Raw genomic sequence first — 16651 nt, 5'->3', positions numbered from 1 at the left:
GCGGGATCTGATGGGGCGTCGGGGGAGGGGGGCGGGATCTGATGGGGCGTGCCGGGAGAGGGGGCGGGATCTGATGGGGCGTCACGGGAGGCGGGAGGGAGCGGCGCTTGACGAGTTCCGCCGCGCCAACATATCCTGAACGAACGGTCGGTAAATAATTCCGCACGTCCCAGAAGGTCATTGCATAGGAGCAACCCATGGCAGCGCAGAACCTGCAGTCAGTGCCCGCTGAGCTATCCCCGGAAGAAGAAGCCGCAGGCCAGGCCCACTTTGACCGCATCATCGCCGAGGACTCGCGCATCGAGCCCCGCGACTGGATGCCGGTGGCCTACCGCAAGACCCTCCTGCGCCAGGTTTCCCAGCACGCACACTCGGAAATCATCGGCATGCAGCCGGAGGCCAACTGGATCTCCCGCGCACCGAGCCTGAAGCGCAAGGCCATCCTCATGGCCAAGGTCCAGGACGAGGCCGGCCACGGGCTCTACCTCTACAGCGCCGCCGAAACCCTGGGCCAGACACGGGACAAGATGATGGACGACCTCATCGCCGGCAAGGCCCGCTACTCCAGCATCTTCAACTACCCGGCGTTGACCTGGGCGGACATGGGCGCCATCGGCTGGCTGGTGGACGGCGCAGCCATCTGCAACCAGGTCCCGCTGTGCCGCGCGTCGTACGGCCCCTACGGCCGGGCCATGGTGCGCATCTGCAAGGAAGAGTCCTTCCACCAGCGCCAGGGCTTCGAGATCCTCCTTGAACTCTCCAACGGCACGCCCGAGCAGAAGCAGATGGCGCAGGACGCCGTGAACCGCTGGTACGCCCCGGCCCTGATGATGTTCGGCCCGCCCGACGACGATTCACCCAACTCCAAGCAGTCCATGGCCTGGAACATCAAGCGGTTCAGCAATGACGAGCTCCGCAGCCGCTTCGTGGGCATGATGGTGGAGCAGGTCCGGGTCCTGGGCCTCACCCTCCCTGACGACCAGATCCGCTTCAACGAGGACACCAGGAAGTGGGAGCACGGGCCCCTGGACTGGCACGAGTTCCAGGAAGTCCTGGCCGGCCGCGGTCCCTGCAACGCCCAGCGCCTGGAGCGCCGGAGGGCAGCGCACGACGACGGCGCCTGGGTCCGTGAGGCGGCAGCCGCCTACGCAGCAAAACAGGCAGCAAAACAGTCAATGAAGACGAAGGAATACGCAGCATGAGCCCGCACGGCAACCCCGACGCTCCCGCAAGCGCCGCCACCGAGATCAACCGCGAAGCCCCGAAGGCAAGCCCCGCCCCGGAGAACCCGGCCCCCGCCGAGCACCACGACCGCTCCGCCTGGGGCCTGTGGGAGGTCTTCGTCCGGTCCAGCCGCGGCCTGAGCCACGTCCACGCCGGATCCCTGCACGCGCCGGATGCCGCCATGGCCCTCCGGAACGCACGGGACCTGTACACCCGCCGCAACGAGGGCGTCTCCATCTGGGTGGTCCCGGCTGACGCGATCGCCGCCAGCGACCCCGACTCCAAGGGCAGCTTTTTTGAAAGCCCGCAGGGCAAGGACTACCGCCACGCCACGTACTACACCAAGAGCGAAGGGGTGAAGCACCTGTGAGCACCCCCGAAACCAGCACCCCCGAAACCACCGGCCACGGCGACATCTCCACCGGCGTCGCAGGCGGGGACAGCAACGCCAGCGCCACAAGAATTACCCCCGGTAACGCCCTCCGCCCGGAGGACATCGCGTTGGAAGTCAGGACCGGCCTGGTGAAGCCGTCCGGGGACATCGCCGAGTACGCCCTGCGCCTGGGTGACGACGCGCTGATCCTCGCCCAGCGCCTGGGCCACTGGATTTCCCGCGCCCCGGAGCTGGAGGAGGACATCGCCCTGGGCAACATCGCCCTGGACCAGCTGGGGCACGCCCGCAGCTTCCTCACCTACGCCGGAGCCGGCATGCCCAACGAGGACGGCACCGCCAAGTCCGAGGATGACCTGGCCTACTTCCGCCGCGAACACGAGTTCCGCAGCGTGCAGCTGTTCGAACAGCCCAACGGCGACTTCGCGGCCACCATCGCCCGCCAGTTCGTGGTGAGCTACTACCAGTACGAGCTCTACCGCCGCCTCACGGGATCCACGGACCAGACCCTGGCAGCCATCGCCGCCAAGGCCGTGAAGGAAGTGGACTACCACCGCGACCACAGCTCACAGTGGATCCTGCGCCTGGCCGGCGGCACCGAGGAATCCCGCACCCGGATGATTCACGGCCTGCGCACCATGTGGCCGTACGTTGCCGAACTGTTCCGCGACGATGAGCTGACGCAGCGCCTCGCGGAGGCGGGTGCCGTCGTCGCGCCTTCCTCGCTGAAGGACGACTTTGACCGCCTGACCGCCGAAGTCCTTGCCGAAGCCGAACTGGAGGTGCCGGATGTTCCGGCAGCGCCGGGCGGAGGCCGGCAGGGCAAGCACTCGGAGTACCTGGGCTACATCCTCGCGGAGATGCAGGTGCTGGCCCGCGAGCATCCCGGGGCCAGCTGGTGACCGTCATGGACATCTACGTCAGCGACTTCGAAACGCCTGCCCGGACCGCCGAGCAGCAGGCCTGGGACATCGCGGCCACCGTAGTGGACCCGGAGATCCCCGTGCTCACCATCGCGGACCTGGGGATCCTGCGGAAGGTCGACGTCGGCACGGACGGCGGCGTGCGGGTCACCATCACGCCCACGTACTCGGGCTGCCCGGCCATGGACGCCATCCGGGACGACCTGTACAAGGCCTTCGAAAAGGAAGGCTACGAGGATGTCCAGGTGGACCTGGTCCTGGCCCCGGCGTGGACCACGGACTGGATGACCGAGGCCGGCAAGCAGAAGCTGCAGGAATACGGCATCGCCCCGCCCAGCGGCCACCCCCGCGCCGGCGGCCACTCCGGCCCCGTCCGGCTGAGCCTGGCCGTGAAGTGCCCGCAGTGCAACAGCCTCAACACCAAGGAACTCACCCGCTTCGGTTCCACGTCCTGCAAGGCGCTCTTCGTCTGCCAGGACTGCAAGGAACCGTTCGACTACTTCAAAGTCCTGTAAGGAACCCCCATGCCTGTTGTCCGCCAGACCGCCGCCGAAGAGGCTGAGGCGACCGGCCGCCGTCGTCCGTCCTTCCACACCCTCGAGGTGAAGGAGGTGCGCCGGCTCACCGACGATGCCATCGAGGTCAGCTTCCATGTGCCGGCCGAACTGGCCGGCAAGTTTGACTACCTGCCCGGCCAGTACGTGGCCCTGCGCACCACGCTGCCGGATGAGGACGGCGAGCCCAAGGAAATCCGCCGCAGCTACTCCATCTGCGCGGAGCCGCGCAGCTTCGCCGACGGCACCAGCGAGATCCGCGTGGCCATCAAGAAGGACCTGGGCGGGCTGTTCTCCACGTGGGCCAACGCCGAGCTGAAGGCCGGCGACACCCTCGACGTGATGAGCCCCATGGGTGCGTTCGTGTCCAAGCACGGCCGCGACGGCGTGGCCGTGGACCAGAACGTCATGAACTCCATGAACCACCCGGAGGACCTGGCGGGGGAGGCGGGGAACTTCGTTGCCATCGCCGCCGGGTCCGGCATCACCCCGGTGATCGCCATCGCCCGCACGCTGCTGGCGGCCAACCCGGAGACCCGGTTCGACCTGATCTACGCCAACAAGGCCGCCATGGACGTGATGTTCCTGGAGGAGCTGGCGGACCTGAAGGACAAGTACCCGCAGCGGCTGGCCATCCACCACGTGCTGAGCCGCGAGCAGCGGATCGCGCCGCTACTGTCCGGCAGGATCGACGCCGAGAAGCTGCAGCAGCTGCTGGGCACCGCGCTGCACGCGGACGACGTGGACGAGTGGTTCCTGTGCGGGCCGTTCGAGTTGGTGCAGCTGTGCCGGGACACCCTGGCCGAGCGCGGGGTGAAGCCGGAGAACATCCGGTTCGAGCTGTTCACGTCAGGCAAGCCGGACCGTCCGGAGGGCCAGGCCGGCCGTCCCGTCGTCGTGGACGAGTCCAAGGAGACGTACAAGATCACGTTCAAGCTGGACGGCCTGCAGGGCGAGGTGGCCAGCCCCACGCACGCCCGCGAGTCCATCCTCAACGCCGCGCTGCGGGTGCGCCCGGACGTGCCGTTCGCGTGCGCCGGGGGAGTGTGCGGCACCTGCCGCGCCAAGGTGGTCACCGGCAGCGTGACCATGGACGAGAACTACGCGCTGGAGCAGGATGAGCTGGACAAGGGCTACGTCCTGACCTGCCAGAGCCACCCCACCAGCAAGGAAGTCACGGTCGACTTCGACGTCTAATCCGTTTTCACCCCGTGCCCGCCTGAACTTATAGGAGCCCCATGATTTCCCTTTCCATCAGCAACGGCATCGCCGAGGTAGTGCTGGACGCGCCGCAGAAGCTGAACTCCCTGGATGAGCAGGCGCTGCGGGATTTGGCACAGGCGTACGACGACGCTGCTGCCGCCGCCTCGCGCGGTGAGGTGCGGGCGCTGCTGCTGAGGGGAGAGGGACGCGCCTTCTGCGCGGGCCGGGACATCGCCGGGGTCACCCCGGAGAGTGACGACGCCGCCGCGTACCTGGGCGGGCTGGTGGAGCCGCTGCTGAAGAAGATGGCGTCCTTCCCGGCGCCGACCTTCGCGGCGGCGCAGGGTGCGTGCCTGGGCGTGGGGCTGGGGCTGCTGCTGGCCACGGACGTGGTGTACGTGGCGGAGAACGCCAAGTTCGGCTCGCCGTTTGCCAAGCTGGGGGCCACGCTGGATTCGGGCGGGCACTGGTACTTCACGGAGCGGCTGGGCATGCACCGGACGCTGGACCTGATCTATACGGCGGACCTGATCTCGGGTGCAGAGGCCGTGGCGCAGGGGATGTTCAGCCGCGCCATGCCGGCTGATTCTTTGTTGGACTCAACCCGGGAGATCGTCTCGCGCGTGGCGGCCGGCGCCACCGGGGCGTTCGTTGCCTCGAAGGAGCTGGTGGCGCATATCCGCGACCAGCGCCTGGGCCTCTGGCAGGCCATGCAGGAGGAGAACGAGGAGCAGGCACGGCTGTGCAAGACCGAGGACTACGCCGAGGGCTTCCGGGCGTTCCAGGAAAAGCGCGAGCCGAAATTCACCGGCGGCCGCTGATTCGAAATTTCCATCAAGACCTCTTGAAGAATTCTTGATTGAACCTTGCAAGGCAATTGCAGAAATATTAATTCGCGTTCGAAAGAGTAGGCGCAGCCGGACAAATCCGGTTGATGCGCGCTGCCGGTCTCAAATAGGCAGCGGCGTTTGAAGACTACTCTGGGGGCACAATTGTCTGAGGTTTTGAACGCGGATGTCGATGGCAAGGAAGAGAACGGTTTCAGCCGTCGGAGGGTAGTCGCAGGCGTCGCCTGGTCTCTGCCTGTCATTGCGACGGCCATTGCGGCTCCTGCCGCTGCGGCTTCTGGGTCTCTGTCCATAACGGCTGGCCCTATCGGGAATATCAATTTCTCCAAGCAGCAAGGGTCCGCGGGCACCCGAAGCGGTCAGGGCCCTTCCGTCCTCACGATCCAGAACACTCACACGACCGCGCAGACCGTAACCGTCGGAATCGTTGGCACAGTCAGTACCGGAACGGTTGCGACAGGTATCGCCGTGAAGTCCTTGGGCGGAAACACTGTGAGCGCCGCAACCTTCAACGGGTTTTCCTCGACGGCGACTATTACTGTTGCCCCCAACCAGTCGGCGACACAAGCCATTTCCTTCTACTACTCGGACGGTACGGGCCAATCCAAGGTGGTGAGTGGTCAGAAGTACACCTTTACGATGACTCTTACTGCCGGAGCTTCCAATTTCACCATTTCCGGCATAACAATGGTCATTCCGTGATCTGGCACCACGGCCCCCTGGTGGCAGAAGTCTGCACCAAACCCCGGGCCCGCGTCGCCCTGCTGCACCTCGACGCAACCCAGCCCGTGGTCCTGGAAGGGCCGGCAGCGGTCATTTGGGACCTCATCGACGGCGAGCGGAGCGAGCGGGACATCTTCGCTGAGCTCGAGGCCACCTTTGAGGACCAGTCGGGACAGATGCAGGCCCAGGTGGAAGGATTCCTGGCCAGCCTCGAAGCGCAGCGCCTGATCGAGGCTGCCCGCGGCACTTCCCGCTAACGGCATGACGTCCGCAGGAATCACCGGGAACGCGCAGTTGGCGTGGCAGCAACGGCTGCTCGAGGAACTGGCAAAGGGCAGCGACCTGCTGTGCCTTGAGGTCCTGGGGCAGCGGTTTGTTGTCCGCTGGGGCCGCGCAGTCACCAGGCAGCAGCGGGTGGCCATGAGCTCGGCCTGGGCCCGGTGTATCGCCGGCCCGGAGCCGCTGCTGCCGCCGGTGCCGGCGGAACCAACAGGTGGAAGGCCGTTCACCGCGTCGGTCTCCTGTACGTCCTCCAAACACAGTGCCGGAACATTCCAGCTGGAAGCCGCTTCCTTTGAGGAACTGGCGGAGAACCTCACCTCCCGCCTCACCGTGTCCGCCATTCTGGCCAATGCGGGCGAACTGACCATGCTCCATGCCTGCGGGGTGGCGGACCCAGGGACGGGGGCTGTGGTGGCGCTGGTAGCCAGGTCCGGGACAGGGAAGACCACCGCGGCTTCCGTACTGGCCAGGATCTATGGCTATGTCACGGATGAGACTGTGGCCGTCGCCTGGGACGGGTCCGTGGTTCCGTATCCCAAGCCGTTGTCGGTCAAGCAGGAGGCCGGCACACCCAAGCGCCAGGTGGGGCCGGACGAGTTTGGGTTGCAGCCGGCACCGGCCATGCCTTTCATCCAGTCCATCGTGCTCCTGAACCGCGTCCAAGCACTCAATCCGGTAGCACCGGTACTGGAGAAGGTGCCGCTGGCCGACGCCCTGCTCGCACTGATCCCGGAATCGTCCTCGCAGGGCGACATCGTGGACCCACTGCAGTCGCTGTGCCGCCTCATCGAGAGTGTCGGGGGAGTGCGGCAGGTGACCTATTCCGAGGCAGCGGACCTTCCGGGTGCCCTGGAGCCCCTGTTCCGGCTGCAACCAACGTCAGGGCCGGAATGGGAAGCCGCGTCGCTGGATGTTGCCCGCCGGCCGCCCCTTCCCGCCGGGAGTATCCGGCGGAGGGCCTCAAGGGATGTCGTCAAGGTTGGCGGGGACCTGCTGGTCATGCTGGACAACGAGATCGTCCGCCTGAGCGGGATCGGCCCGGCGCTCTGGGAAGCCTGCTCCGCGCCGAGGAGCCTGGACGAACTGACTAAACACATCGCGGAAGTGCACGGAAAACCCGACGGCTACCGGGCCGCCGTCGCCACAGCCGTGAAGCAGCTCATCGCCAAGTCCGTACTGGAACGCGGCGAACACTGAACAGCCCTCGGGGCGCAGACAAAGACCTGGATTTGAGGAATCACCATGAGCACAACAACCACGCCCACGGAGGCGTCGCCGGGCCTGGACCTTGCGGACTACCTGGCCATCCTGCGGGTCTACTGGAAGGCCATTGTGGCTTTCACCCTGCTGGCCACCTTGGCAGCGGCGGGATGGACCGTTCTGCAGCCCAAGGTCTACTCCTCTGACTCCAGCGGCATCGTGGTTACACCGGGCTCTGACAACGTCAGCCTGGCCCTGGCCGGGGACAGCCTGGCCAAGGCCAAGGTCAAGAATTACGAGTCGGTGGCGAAATCGCGGCTCGTCGCGGACCGGGTCATCCAATCCCTGGACCTGAAGACTTCGGCCGATGCCCTGCTCGGCAGCATCACCATCAAGGTTCCGCTGGACACGGCAGAGATCAAGGTCACCGCACAGTCCACGGATCCCGCAACGGCCCAGCGCGTGGCCGATGCCTGGGTCAACGGCCTGGCCGCCCAAGTGGAGGCCATAGAGACCGCGCCAGCCGCCGACACAGCGGGGCAGGCCGGGGCCGGGCAGGCGGATGCAGCCACAGCTGTCCGGGTACTGCCCCTGGGCAAGGCCGTCCTTCCCACCAGCCCCACGTCACCCAACACCAAGCTCAACCTGGCCCTCGGCGCGCTTGTGGGCCTGGCCCTGGGCGTGGCATATGCGTTGATCCGCCGGCACCTGGACCGGCGGATCCGGAAGGCTGCGGACATCGAGCGTCTGTTCGGCGTCCCCGTGATCGGCACCCTCCCGGTGGACCACCGGCTGGATGGGAAAAGCACCATCGTGGACGCCGGCACCGCCGCGCAGCTTCACGACGCCGGCGGGGCCATGGCTGAAGCCCTCCGCGAGCTGCGCACCAACCTCAGCTTCCTTGACGTGGACCAGCCGCCACGGATCATCGTGGTCACCAGCTCAATGCAGGCGGAGGGCAAGTCCACCGTCACGGCCAACCTGGCGGTCACCATGGCGGCAGCGGGGGAGAACGTGGTGGTGGTCGACGGCGACCTCCGCCGGCCCACGCTGGTGGACGTTTTCAACCTTGTTCCGGGAGTCGGGGTCACAGATGTGCTCACGGGCACCGCCGAGCTCGCCGATGTCCTCCAGCCGTGGGGGGCGTTGCCCAACCTTTCGGTCCTGGGCTCGGGACGGATCCCGCCGAACCCCAGCGAATTGCTTGGCTCCCGGGCCATGAAGAACATGCTCACCACCTTGGCCAAGGATGCCGTTGTCCTCATTGACGCACCGCCGCTGCTTCCGGTGACCGATGCTGCGGTCCTCTCGCGCGTGGCCGACGGTGCCATTGTGGTGATCCGGACGGGCAGGACCACCCAGGAGCAGCTGGACCAGTCTCTGGGGAACCTTGAAAAGGTCAAGGGACGCATCTTGGGAGCCGTCCTCAACTACGTTCCCACCAAGGGCACGGATGCCTACTCCTACTACGGAACCTACACCTCGGCTGCTGCGCACCCACAGGCGGAGCCGGAGCCCCTCGGCGAATGGCCAGAGCCGGACGCTCTAGAGGTGCCGGAGGCAATTCCTGGCGGCCGTAGGGCCAGGATCTAGGCATCATGACTGACGCCGCCCATGACGCGGAGCTGAGTATCCCGGAAGGCGTTCTCCTCGGCCACGCACTTGTAGCGCGGCTGGCGGACCGCCTGGGCATTCGGGTCTTCTTCATCAAAGGGCCGGCAAGTGTCCTCCAGGGGCTGCGACCGGCGAAAGTGTCGTCTGATGTGGACGTCTATGCTGATCCTGCAAGGCTGGATGACTTGCTGGGGGGCCTTCGTGAGCGGGGTTGGCGGGAACGCCCCGCGGACCCGGACCACAAGACGTTTCCCAAACACTCGGTCACCGTTCACCACCCCGAGTGGCCTTGCTGCATTGACCTCCACTTCCGCTTCCCTGGAATGGAAGAACCAACTGGGGACTGCTTTGAGACGCTGTGGGCAAACACGGTCGATATGGAACTCGCGGAACAGCGGCTGAGGGTCCCCGCGAAACCTCTTGGGATCTTGTTTCTGGCCTTGCACGCCTTGCGGTCGCCCGAGCTGCCCTCCTGTCACCAGGAGCTTCAGTACCTGGCGGGCCTCACGCAGGATCAATCCCAGTCGGAGGCGCTACTGGACCTCGCAGGGTCCACAGGCTCCCTGGCCGCCATGAGGCCCTTCCTGGAAAGCCTGCTTTCCGACGGCCGCACCGTGGCTTGGCCGGAGCCCTCCCCGGAGTGGTGCAACCGGGTGGCTGCGCGTGAACCCGGGAGTGCGCGAATCATTGCCCTTCTCCAGGCTCCCTGGCGGGAAAAACCGCGTCTGCTGTGGCGGGCGGTCTTTCCCCGGACCGAGGTCTTCCTGAGTGGGAACATCTATGCAGATATGTCTTTCCTGGGACGACTGAGGCAGCATCGCAGCAGGTGGGCGCGGTTTTCCAAGGCCGTACCCAGGCTTGTTAGGGACCTGCGCGGACTCTGATCCACCGGTGAATTGGCCGTCCCTAATCCGCATCCGATTGCCGTTTACCACAGCAAATTTGTTAAGGTTCAGCTATGACTACGGGGAAAGCTATTACCAAAGCCGTCATTCCTGCTGCCGGATTGGGAACACGCTTCCTGCCCGCCACCAAGGCAATGCCGAAGGAAATGTTGCCGGTGGTTGACCGCCCGGCCATCCAGTATGTGGTGGAGGAAGCGATCGATGCAGGCCTCTCGGACCTGCTCATGATCACTGGCCGCAACAAGCGCGCACTCGAGGACCACTTCGACCGCGAACCGGGCCTGGAGGCTGCCTTGGAGGCCAAGGGTGACAAGGACAAGCTGGGGCTGGTGGAGTACGCCTCCAACCTGGGTCCCATCCACTACGTCCGCCAGGGCGAAGCCAAGGGCCTGGGCCACGCAGTGCTGTGCGCGCAGCAGCACGTGGGCGACGAGCCGTTTGCCGTGCTCCTGGGTGACGACCTCATTGACGAGGCTGAGGACCTGCTGAGCACCATGATGGAGGTGCAGCAGAAGACCGGTGGCTCTGTGATCGCCCTGATCGAGGTTGATCCGTCGCAGATCAGTGCCTACGGCTGCGCAGACATCACCGCTGTGGAAGGCGAGGACTACGTCCGCGTCAACAGCCTGGTGGAGAAGCCGGCAGTCGGCGAGGCGCCGTCCAACTTGGCCGTCATCGGCCGTTACGTCCTGCACCACAACGTGTTCAGTGTCCTGGAGAACACCGAGCCCGGCCGTGGCGGCGAGATCCAGCTGACCGACGCCCTGCAGACCCTGGCCGCCGGCGAGGGCGAAGGCTCGGGCGTCTACGGCGTGGTCTTCAAGGGCCGCCGCTACGACACCGGTGACAAGCTGAGCTACCTTAAGGCCGTTATTACCCTCGCGTCGGAACGCGTGGAGTTCGGTGAGGACCTGAAGACCTGGATGAAGAGCTTCGTCGGCTAATTTCCGACCACGACGAGGGCCCACCACTTTTTAGTGGTGGGCCCTCGTCGTTAAGTTTGTTGTTAGAGGCTACCTGCTTACGAGTTCCAGCCGCTCGGCGGATCCCTCGGCACTTTCTGCCAGCAGGTCCAACAGGTATCTGCCGTAACCGCTCTTCGCAAGCGGTTCGGCCCGATCCCGCAGTTCGTCGTCCGTCAGGAAACCCAAACGCCAGGCGATTTCCTCCGGGCAGCCGATGGACAGTCCCTGTCGATGCTGCACGGTACGGACAAACTCAGATGCGTCGTTGAGGTCATTGAAGGTCCCGGTGTCCAGCCAGGCGGTGCCGCGGGGGAGGATCTCCACCTGCAGCTTGCCCCGCTCCAGGTAGACCCGGTTGACGTCGGTGATTTCCAACTCGCCCCGGGCGGAGGGCTTAAGGTCGCGGGCAATCTGCACTACGTCGTTGTCATAGAAGTACAGGCCTGGCACGGCATAGTGGCTTTTCGGTTCAGCAGGCTTTTCCTCAAGGGAGATAGCCCGCCCCTTCTCGTCGAATTCCACCACGCCGTAGGCAGAGGGATCGGCAACGCGGTAGCCGAAGACAGCTCCGCCGTCGATGTTTTCGAACCGCCGCAACTGAGTCCCCATGCCCTGGCCATAGAAGATATTGTCGCCAAGCACTAAAGCGACGGGGCCAGTACCAATGTGTTCAGCGCCCAGGACAAAGGCCTGAGCAAGGCCGTCGGGCGAGGGCTGCTGGGTATAGGAGATATTCACCCCGAAGCGGCTGCCGTCGCCCAGCAGGCGCTGGAACTGGTCGGCGTCGTGCGGCGTGGTGATGATCAGGATGTCTCGAATGCCAGCCAGCATGAGCGTTGACAACGGATAGTAGATCATGGGCTTGTCGTACACCGGGACCAGCTGTTTGCTGATGCCCAGAGTGATTGGATGAAGACGTGAACCGGTTCCCCCGGCGAGGATAATTCCGCGCATTTCTACATTTTCCGTTAGATCGTAAAAAGCACCAACATTTGTCACACCAATGGGAAAGATGCGGGTTAAGTGGCCCCGAGTGCACGGACATTTTGCCTGAACAACTTGACCGTGAGCGCCCCGAGCGCGGCTCCTGCAGTGTTGGTGACAACGTCTGACAAGGTTGCAAAACGATCATGAAGAAACAAGAGTTGGCCAAGTTCGATGCAACCTGAAACCAGCATCCCGAGTGCAGCCAACTGCCACCAGAGCTTTGCGGGAAAGGCCAAACTGCTAACTATTCCGAGTGGAATAAAAATCGCAATGTTGGCGGCTGCTTCGATGGCGGCGTAGTTCACCCAGGTTGGAACCCCCTGCCGGTGCAGAAGATATAAGCCTCTTACCAGCTGCCCTTGGATGGGTTGGTCTACGGGGGAGGGCCAAAACGCAATAAGGGCCAGCGGAAAAAACATGAGAACAAGAATCCCGCGCCAGACCCGACGGTTCTGGAGGAGTTTCAAGGACGCGTCAGCTGGTAAGTAGAAGGGCAAACGCGGCGGTTCCCACGGCGCCGGCGAAGAGCATCGCCAACACGGCGTAGCGAAGCACCTGCGGGTTTGGAGGCGGTATGGAAAAGTCGTATTCGCGAGGTGCTTTGCTCCAATGTCTCCCCATAGATCAAATAGATACCACAAAAGCAAAAGGTGGGTGCTTCTCCGATGTCGGAGAAGCACCCACCTTCGTTGGTGCTGGAGAGGGTTGCTACTATGCAGCAGCCTCGGCCTTGGCGCGGCGGCGAACCACTACGACTGAGGTTGCGCCGGCAGCCAGTGCGCCAGCGCCAACCAGAGTCCAAAGGATCAGGCCGGAGTCGGCGCCGGTGTTTGCCAGACCACCCGTATTGGCGAGCGGAGCACCGGCCGCGTTGCCACCGGTGTTAGCCAGGGAGGCTGCGACGGTAACCGTAACGGGGCCGACCGTAACGCCGGACTGCGTGCCGGTTGCGGTGATGGAGTACGTGCCGGCTTCGCTGATGGCGATAGGCAGTGAAACCGCGCCCTGCGCGTCGGCAGTAGCCGAGAGGTTCTGTGCTTCGGCGACCACGGCGATCCGGGCAGCCACAGCACGGTTACCAACGCCCGCGCCGTTGGAAGCAGGAGCCTGGCCGGGCGTGACCGTGATAACCAGCGGTTCCCCCGCACGGAAGCCCTGACCGCGGAAGACGAAGGTTTCGCCCGGACCGACGGTGCCGTCAGAAACAGCGGCCTGCGGCGGAAGGGCCGGATAGGTCGCAGCCATGGCGGGTGCAGAACCAACGAGCGCGATGGACCCAGCAAGGGCGAGTGCAGCGAGTGTTTTCTTCATGTGTGTCCCCCCGGAGACGTTAAGTTGTGGTACCCGAATTTGGGGAGATTCCCCCTCCGTACGAGACCAAGTACGGAACTACGGATAGATATCCCAAAAAAACGTTACCATCCCGAGCCGGTAGTGACCAACCTCAATCCAGACGGTTTACATAGTGTTAACGCGGGGTCCACATTTGTAATCAGCCCTGGTAACACGCCGCATTTTCGTTGGGCAGGACAACATCCTTTACAGACTGGACCGTGGGAGTGACAACCACGTTAGGTTCTGTGTGCTGGACGATTTTTCCAAAGGTGAACTCCAAAGTCTTGGTTTCCCCGGGTGCAAGTTGCTGGCTTACGACGCCAACGGGGCGGTTCGCGTGTAGGTAAGGTGCGAAGGGAATCTTTTGGCGCTCGAGGGTGGCTGATTCGATGTTTGCCTGAACTGGTCCGTAAGCAACGATATTGGTCTGCACTGTTCCAGGTGGAACCCCAAACGCTCCGGCCCCGGTCACGTAGGGTGGCAATGTTGTAGCGGCGTCAGCGGGCGCGGTGTTAGTACTAGTCACGCGGATCGTTGTTTGTTCATAGCCGTCCACCGGGCACTCTTTAACGAGCTGGACAGTGCGCTTGACGTAGTAGTCCATTTTGGCGCCAGTGCCGTCATTGAAGTAGATGCCGAACTCAGCGGGGGAAACACTCGCACCCGACACCGAGCCGCTCAGCGCATACTTGCCCAGCACAGACTGCTCGTCCGGATTTGCAGACCAGACCAAAACGCGTCCTTCTTCTGTGCCTCGGGTTATTCCGGTGATCAGACCCTTGGCTTCACCCTTGCCGTTAGACAATGCGGAAAATACTTCTTTGGCAACTCCAGCGAAGTAAAGATCCTGGAGTTTCGGTTGTGGGATCTTGGCATAAACGTCGGAAAGTAGGGTCGGGATAACGTTGCTTCCGGTGAGTTCAGTCGGCAATCCTGTTGCCTTGACCGCAGCAAGGTCTGGACCGCTCACCTCAACTGGTCCTGTCGCCTGCAGGATGTAGCTGAGTACCACTGGGTCGAGGGATATTACGCCGTCCACGCGCTGGCCGTTTGTCTTCTCCCACATAGCCTGAGCAGTAGCAGCCGCAGTGGGGAAATCAGGAGTGAGGTTCACGTCCTGCATGTACTTTCCGAGCCTGGTGGAATATATCTGCTGCTGTTGTCGGTCCACGGCCAATGTCGGCGTCATGGTGCCGATATCGCCTGCGCTACTTTGGGCGCCAAGCGAGAGCTTCCCGTGGTCAAGCGTCAGAACTGCCAGCGCGCCCGGAATGCCGCCGGATGCGCGGGACTCAGCGTTGTTTTGAATCATGAGTAAGTAGTTCTTCACACCATCGGCACCGAGCATTTGAGGCGCTAGCTTTGCTGCGTCTGCGGCGGCGTCTAGTGCGCTTGTCATATTGTTGAGCTGGTCTCGGGCTTGTATGACAGGCTGGGCGACCTGAGGGAGCAAGGAACTCGTGTCTATGCCACCAAGGCGCTCAGCTGAGAGCCGAACTGTATGCGCGGCGGAAGATACGTTGGGTGAAGCGGCCTTCAGCTGGGATAGGTCTGTCCCAGACTCGCTTGGTAGCAGGCTACTCCAGTCGAGACTGCTGAATGCCTTGACTAACGGCAGCAAACCGAGGTTTGCCACGTCATCTGCTGATCGAGCGACCTCAGAGACGGCGCTCGCGTTCTGTCCGAGACCGGGCAAAGAAGACGCTAGAGTCCACAAAGGATTATCAACTGCCTTCTTCGCAGCAGCCGTATGCGCACGGAGTGCTTCAGCGGACGAACTGGCTTCAGTGAATTTGTCTCCTGCCAGTTCTTCCTTGAGCTTAGGGACGATCTGAACAGCAGCCTCCAGTTCTGACTTGATGGAAGACGCGGTGGATGCGAGTACTGCGGCGCAGACTGCTCCTGTGCCTAGTGCGAGGGCACCGCATATTGCAAACACGGCTGCACGGTTTCGAGGCATAGCCCGACGTTTCCCAGACATTTTGCCCGTCCTGCCCGCTTTCCGGTTGCTTTTTGTATCGGCGATGGAATTCGCCATCAGGTGTTCCTTCCCCTTAGGCCAGTTAACGTGTACAGGCGGCAGTCAACATTCAGTAGGCGCCGGTACTCTTGAACACCGCTCTTGCCGTCTTAAGGAGTATGAGGAGGTCACCGGCCAAGGACCAGTTCTCGACGTAGTAGAGGTCCAACCTCACTGAGTCCTGCCATGACAAGTTGGAACGTCCACTCACTTGCCAGAGCCCGGTCAAACCCGGCTTTACTAAGAGACGACGCCGAACGTCCTTTTCATAACCTTCGACTTCTTTAGGGAGGGGAGGTCGCGGGCCCACCAAGCTCATTGAACCAGCCAACACATTGAAGAGCTGCGGAAGCTCATCCAAGCTGAACTTTCGCAGGAATTTTCCGATGGGGGTTATTCGCGGATCATCCTTGATCTTGAATAGAACTCCGCTGCCCTCATTGCGGTTCCTCAACTCGAACAATAGCTGCTCAGCATCCACGACCATGGAGCGAAACTTGAGCATGTCAAAGCTGACGCCGCTGATTCCCACCCTTTCCTGTTTGAAAAGCACGGGGCCTGGGCTGGAGATCTTTATCGCTATGACGATCGCCAGCATCACTGGTAACGACAGCAGAACGAGAATCCCTCCGGCAACTACATCAAACAAGCGCTTTGCGACTCGCTGCCCGCCCTCCAAAGTTGGAGTTGTGACGTGGATTAGCGGAAGCCCGGCAACTTGTTGAGTATGGATCCGTGGCCCGGCGATATCCGTCAGGGCGGGTGCCATAATGAGCCCGACGTTGCGCGAGGCCAACGCCCAACCTAGGTGACGCAGGGTCTGAGGGTGCAATTGGACGCCGGCGGACACAGCCACGGCATCGGCTTCGCAATGGTCGATTGCTTGCAAAATCGCTTCCGTTTCGGCATCGTGCCCCAGGACGGGAAGACCTGAACCGGCTTCGACGGTAATGGACTCATCGGCTCCGGGCATGTAGGCGGCAATCGGGAGATATCCGGCGTGCTTTGCCTCGGCCAGCGTTGACGCAAGGTGGGCCACCGCGCCGGGACCGCCGAGAAGCATCAAACGTGACATGCTTCTGCCGCCTTGCCGGGTGACGTTCAGGTGCTGTCGAAGTAGCCAGCGGGCCAAGAGAAGACCTGTCAAACCGACGGGTAGAGCGATACCCACGTAGCCCCGGGCGGTATCAATCCTCAGGACGTACGAGAAAATTGCGACAAGTCCAAAAAGCCAAAGTGACGCTGCGGCAACACGCTTATATTCGTCCGGTCCCGACCCAAGGATTCGGCTCTGCCGACTGTTCCAGGCTCCCAACATCAGCCACCAAGCGATGCAGAGAGCAACGGAGAGCAAGACGTATCCTGATTCAAACCCTGAATTAGCGGGATCGGGCCCGAGCCCAAATCTGATGACGTAGGCCCCAGCGACAGCCCAAATGATCACGAAGGCATCGACAAACCGCAAAGCCCGCGATGT

At 63.1% G+C, this 16651-nt stretch carries 17 protein-coding genes; 12 read left to right on the top strand and 5 right to left on the bottom strand.

Annotated elements, in window-relative coordinates; translation table 11 throughout:
• Positions 1 to 197: 197 nt before the first annotated feature.
• From paaA to galU, 12 genes are all read left to right on the top strand, one after another.
• Positions 198 to 1202: a 1,2-phenylacetyl-CoA epoxidase subunit PaaA gene (gene paaA / locus RM50_RS01935; RefSeq protein ID WP_043449340.1), complete on the top strand. Its 1005-nt coding sequence runs from the start codon at positions 198 to 200 to the stop codon at positions 1200 to 1202.
• On the top strand, positions 1199 to 1594 hold the full coding sequence (gene paaB, locus RM50_RS01930; RefSeq protein WP_043449338.1) for a 1,2-phenylacetyl-CoA epoxidase subunit PaaB: 396 nt from the start codon (positions 1199 to 1201) through the stop codon (positions 1592 to 1594). Before paaA ends, paaB begins: the two co-directional genes overlap by 4 nt.
• Positions 1591 to 2517, top strand: coding sequence for a 1,2-phenylacetyl-CoA epoxidase subunit PaaC (gene paaC, locus RM50_RS01925; protein ID WP_043449336.1), 927 nt, complete (start codon positions 1591 to 1593; stop codon positions 2515 to 2517). The genes paaB and paaC overlap by 4 nt, the downstream gene beginning before the upstream one ends.
• A 5-nt stretch (positions 2518 to 2522) precedes the next feature.
• Positions 2523 to 3053, top strand: coding sequence for a 1,2-phenylacetyl-CoA epoxidase subunit PaaD (gene paaD, locus RM50_RS01920; protein ID WP_043449406.1), 531 nt, complete (start codon positions 2523 to 2525; stop codon positions 3051 to 3053).
• 9 nt (positions 3054 to 3062) lie between these two features.
• Positions 3063 to 4289: a 1,2-phenylacetyl-CoA epoxidase subunit PaaE gene (gene paaE / locus RM50_RS01915; protein ID WP_043449334.1), complete on the top strand. Its 1227-nt coding sequence runs from the start codon at positions 3063 to 3065 to the stop codon at positions 4287 to 4289.
• 41 nt (positions 4290 to 4330) lie between these two features.
• On the top strand, positions 4331 to 5116 hold the full coding sequence (locus RM50_RS01910; RefSeq protein WP_043449332.1) for an enoyl-CoA hydratase/isomerase family protein: 786 nt from the start codon (positions 4331 to 4333) through the stop codon (positions 5114 to 5116).
• Between the two features lie 147 nt (positions 5117 to 5263).
• The gene (locus RM50_RS01905; RefSeq protein ID WP_052259897.1) at positions 5264 to 5845 is read left to right on the top strand and encodes a hypothetical protein; all 582 of its coding nucleotides are present in this window, start codon (positions 5264 to 5266) and stop codon (positions 5843 to 5845) included.
• Entirely contained in the window at positions 5842 to 6123 is a 282-nt protein-coding gene (locus RM50_RS01900) for a PqqD family protein (protein WP_043449330.1), read from the top strand. The genes RM50_RS01905 and RM50_RS01900 overlap by 4 nt, the downstream gene beginning before the upstream one ends.
• A 4-nt stretch (positions 6124 to 6127) precedes the next feature.
• Positions 6128 to 7345, top strand: a complete 1218-nt coding sequence (locus tag RM50_RS01895) for a PqqD family protein (protein ID WP_052259896.1) — start codon at positions 6128 to 6130, stop codon at positions 7343 to 7345.
• A 45-nt stretch (positions 7346 to 7390) separates the two neighbouring features.
• A complete protein-coding gene (locus RM50_RS01890; protein ID WP_043449329.1) occupies positions 7391 to 8941 on the top strand; it encodes a polysaccharide biosynthesis tyrosine autokinase in 1551 nt (516 codons plus the stop codon).
• A 5-nt stretch (positions 8942 to 8946) separates the two neighbouring features.
• The gene (locus RM50_RS01885) at positions 8947 to 9846 is read left to right on the top strand and encodes a nucleotidyltransferase family protein (protein ID WP_043449327.1); all 900 of its coding nucleotides are present in this window, start codon (positions 8947 to 8949) and stop codon (positions 9844 to 9846) included.
• Between the two features lie 74 nt (positions 9847 to 9920).
• Positions 9921 to 10811 (top strand): UTP--glucose-1-phosphate uridylyltransferase GalU, encoded by an 891-nt coding sequence (gene galU / locus RM50_RS01880; RefSeq protein ID WP_043449325.1) that lies wholly within the window; start codon positions 9921 to 9923, stop codon positions 10809 to 10811.
• Between the two features lie 69 nt (positions 10812 to 10880).
• On the opposite strand, the gene rfbA is transcribed toward galU, so the two are convergent.
• The 5 genes from rfbA to RM50_RS01855 form a co-directional block, all read right to left on the bottom strand.
• On the bottom strand, positions 10881 to 11786 hold the full coding sequence (gene rfbA / locus RM50_RS01875; RefSeq protein ID WP_052259895.1) for a glucose-1-phosphate thymidylyltransferase RfbA: 906 nt from the start codon (positions 11784 to 11786) through the stop codon (positions 10881 to 10883).
• Positions 11787 to 11851: 65 nt separating this feature from the next.
• The gene (locus RM50_RS01870) at positions 11852 to 12238 is read right to left on the bottom strand and encodes a VanZ family protein (RefSeq protein WP_082006937.1); all 387 of its coding nucleotides are present in this window, start codon (positions 12236 to 12238) and stop codon (positions 11852 to 11854) included.
• A 292-nt stretch (positions 12239 to 12530) separates the two neighbouring features.
• Positions 12531 to 13130 (bottom strand): LPXTG cell wall anchor domain-containing protein, encoded by a 600-nt coding sequence (locus RM50_RS01865; protein ID WP_043449323.1) that lies wholly within the window; start codon positions 13128 to 13130, stop codon positions 12531 to 12533.
• Between the two features lie 181 nt (positions 13131 to 13311).
• Complete coding sequence (locus tag RM50_RS01860) at positions 13312 to 15192, bottom strand: DUF4012 domain-containing protein (protein ID WP_240471821.1); 1881 nt, start codon at positions 15190 to 15192, stop codon at positions 13312 to 13314.
• Between the two features lie 52 nt (positions 15193 to 15244).
• Entirely contained in the window at positions 15245 to 16639 is a 1395-nt protein-coding gene (locus RM50_RS01855; RefSeq protein ID WP_052259894.1) for a sugar transferase, read from the bottom strand.
• Positions 16640 to 16651 lie beyond the last annotated feature (12 nt).

It is taken from the genome of Pseudarthrobacter phenanthrenivorans, assembly GCF_000813845.1.
Lineage (GTDB): Bacteria > Actinomycetota > Actinomycetes > Actinomycetales > Micrococcaceae > Arthrobacter > Arthrobacter phenanthrenivorans_B.
The sequence above is the reverse complement of the archived record's forward strand: the minus strand, read 5'-3'. Positions and strand labels throughout refer to the sequence as shown.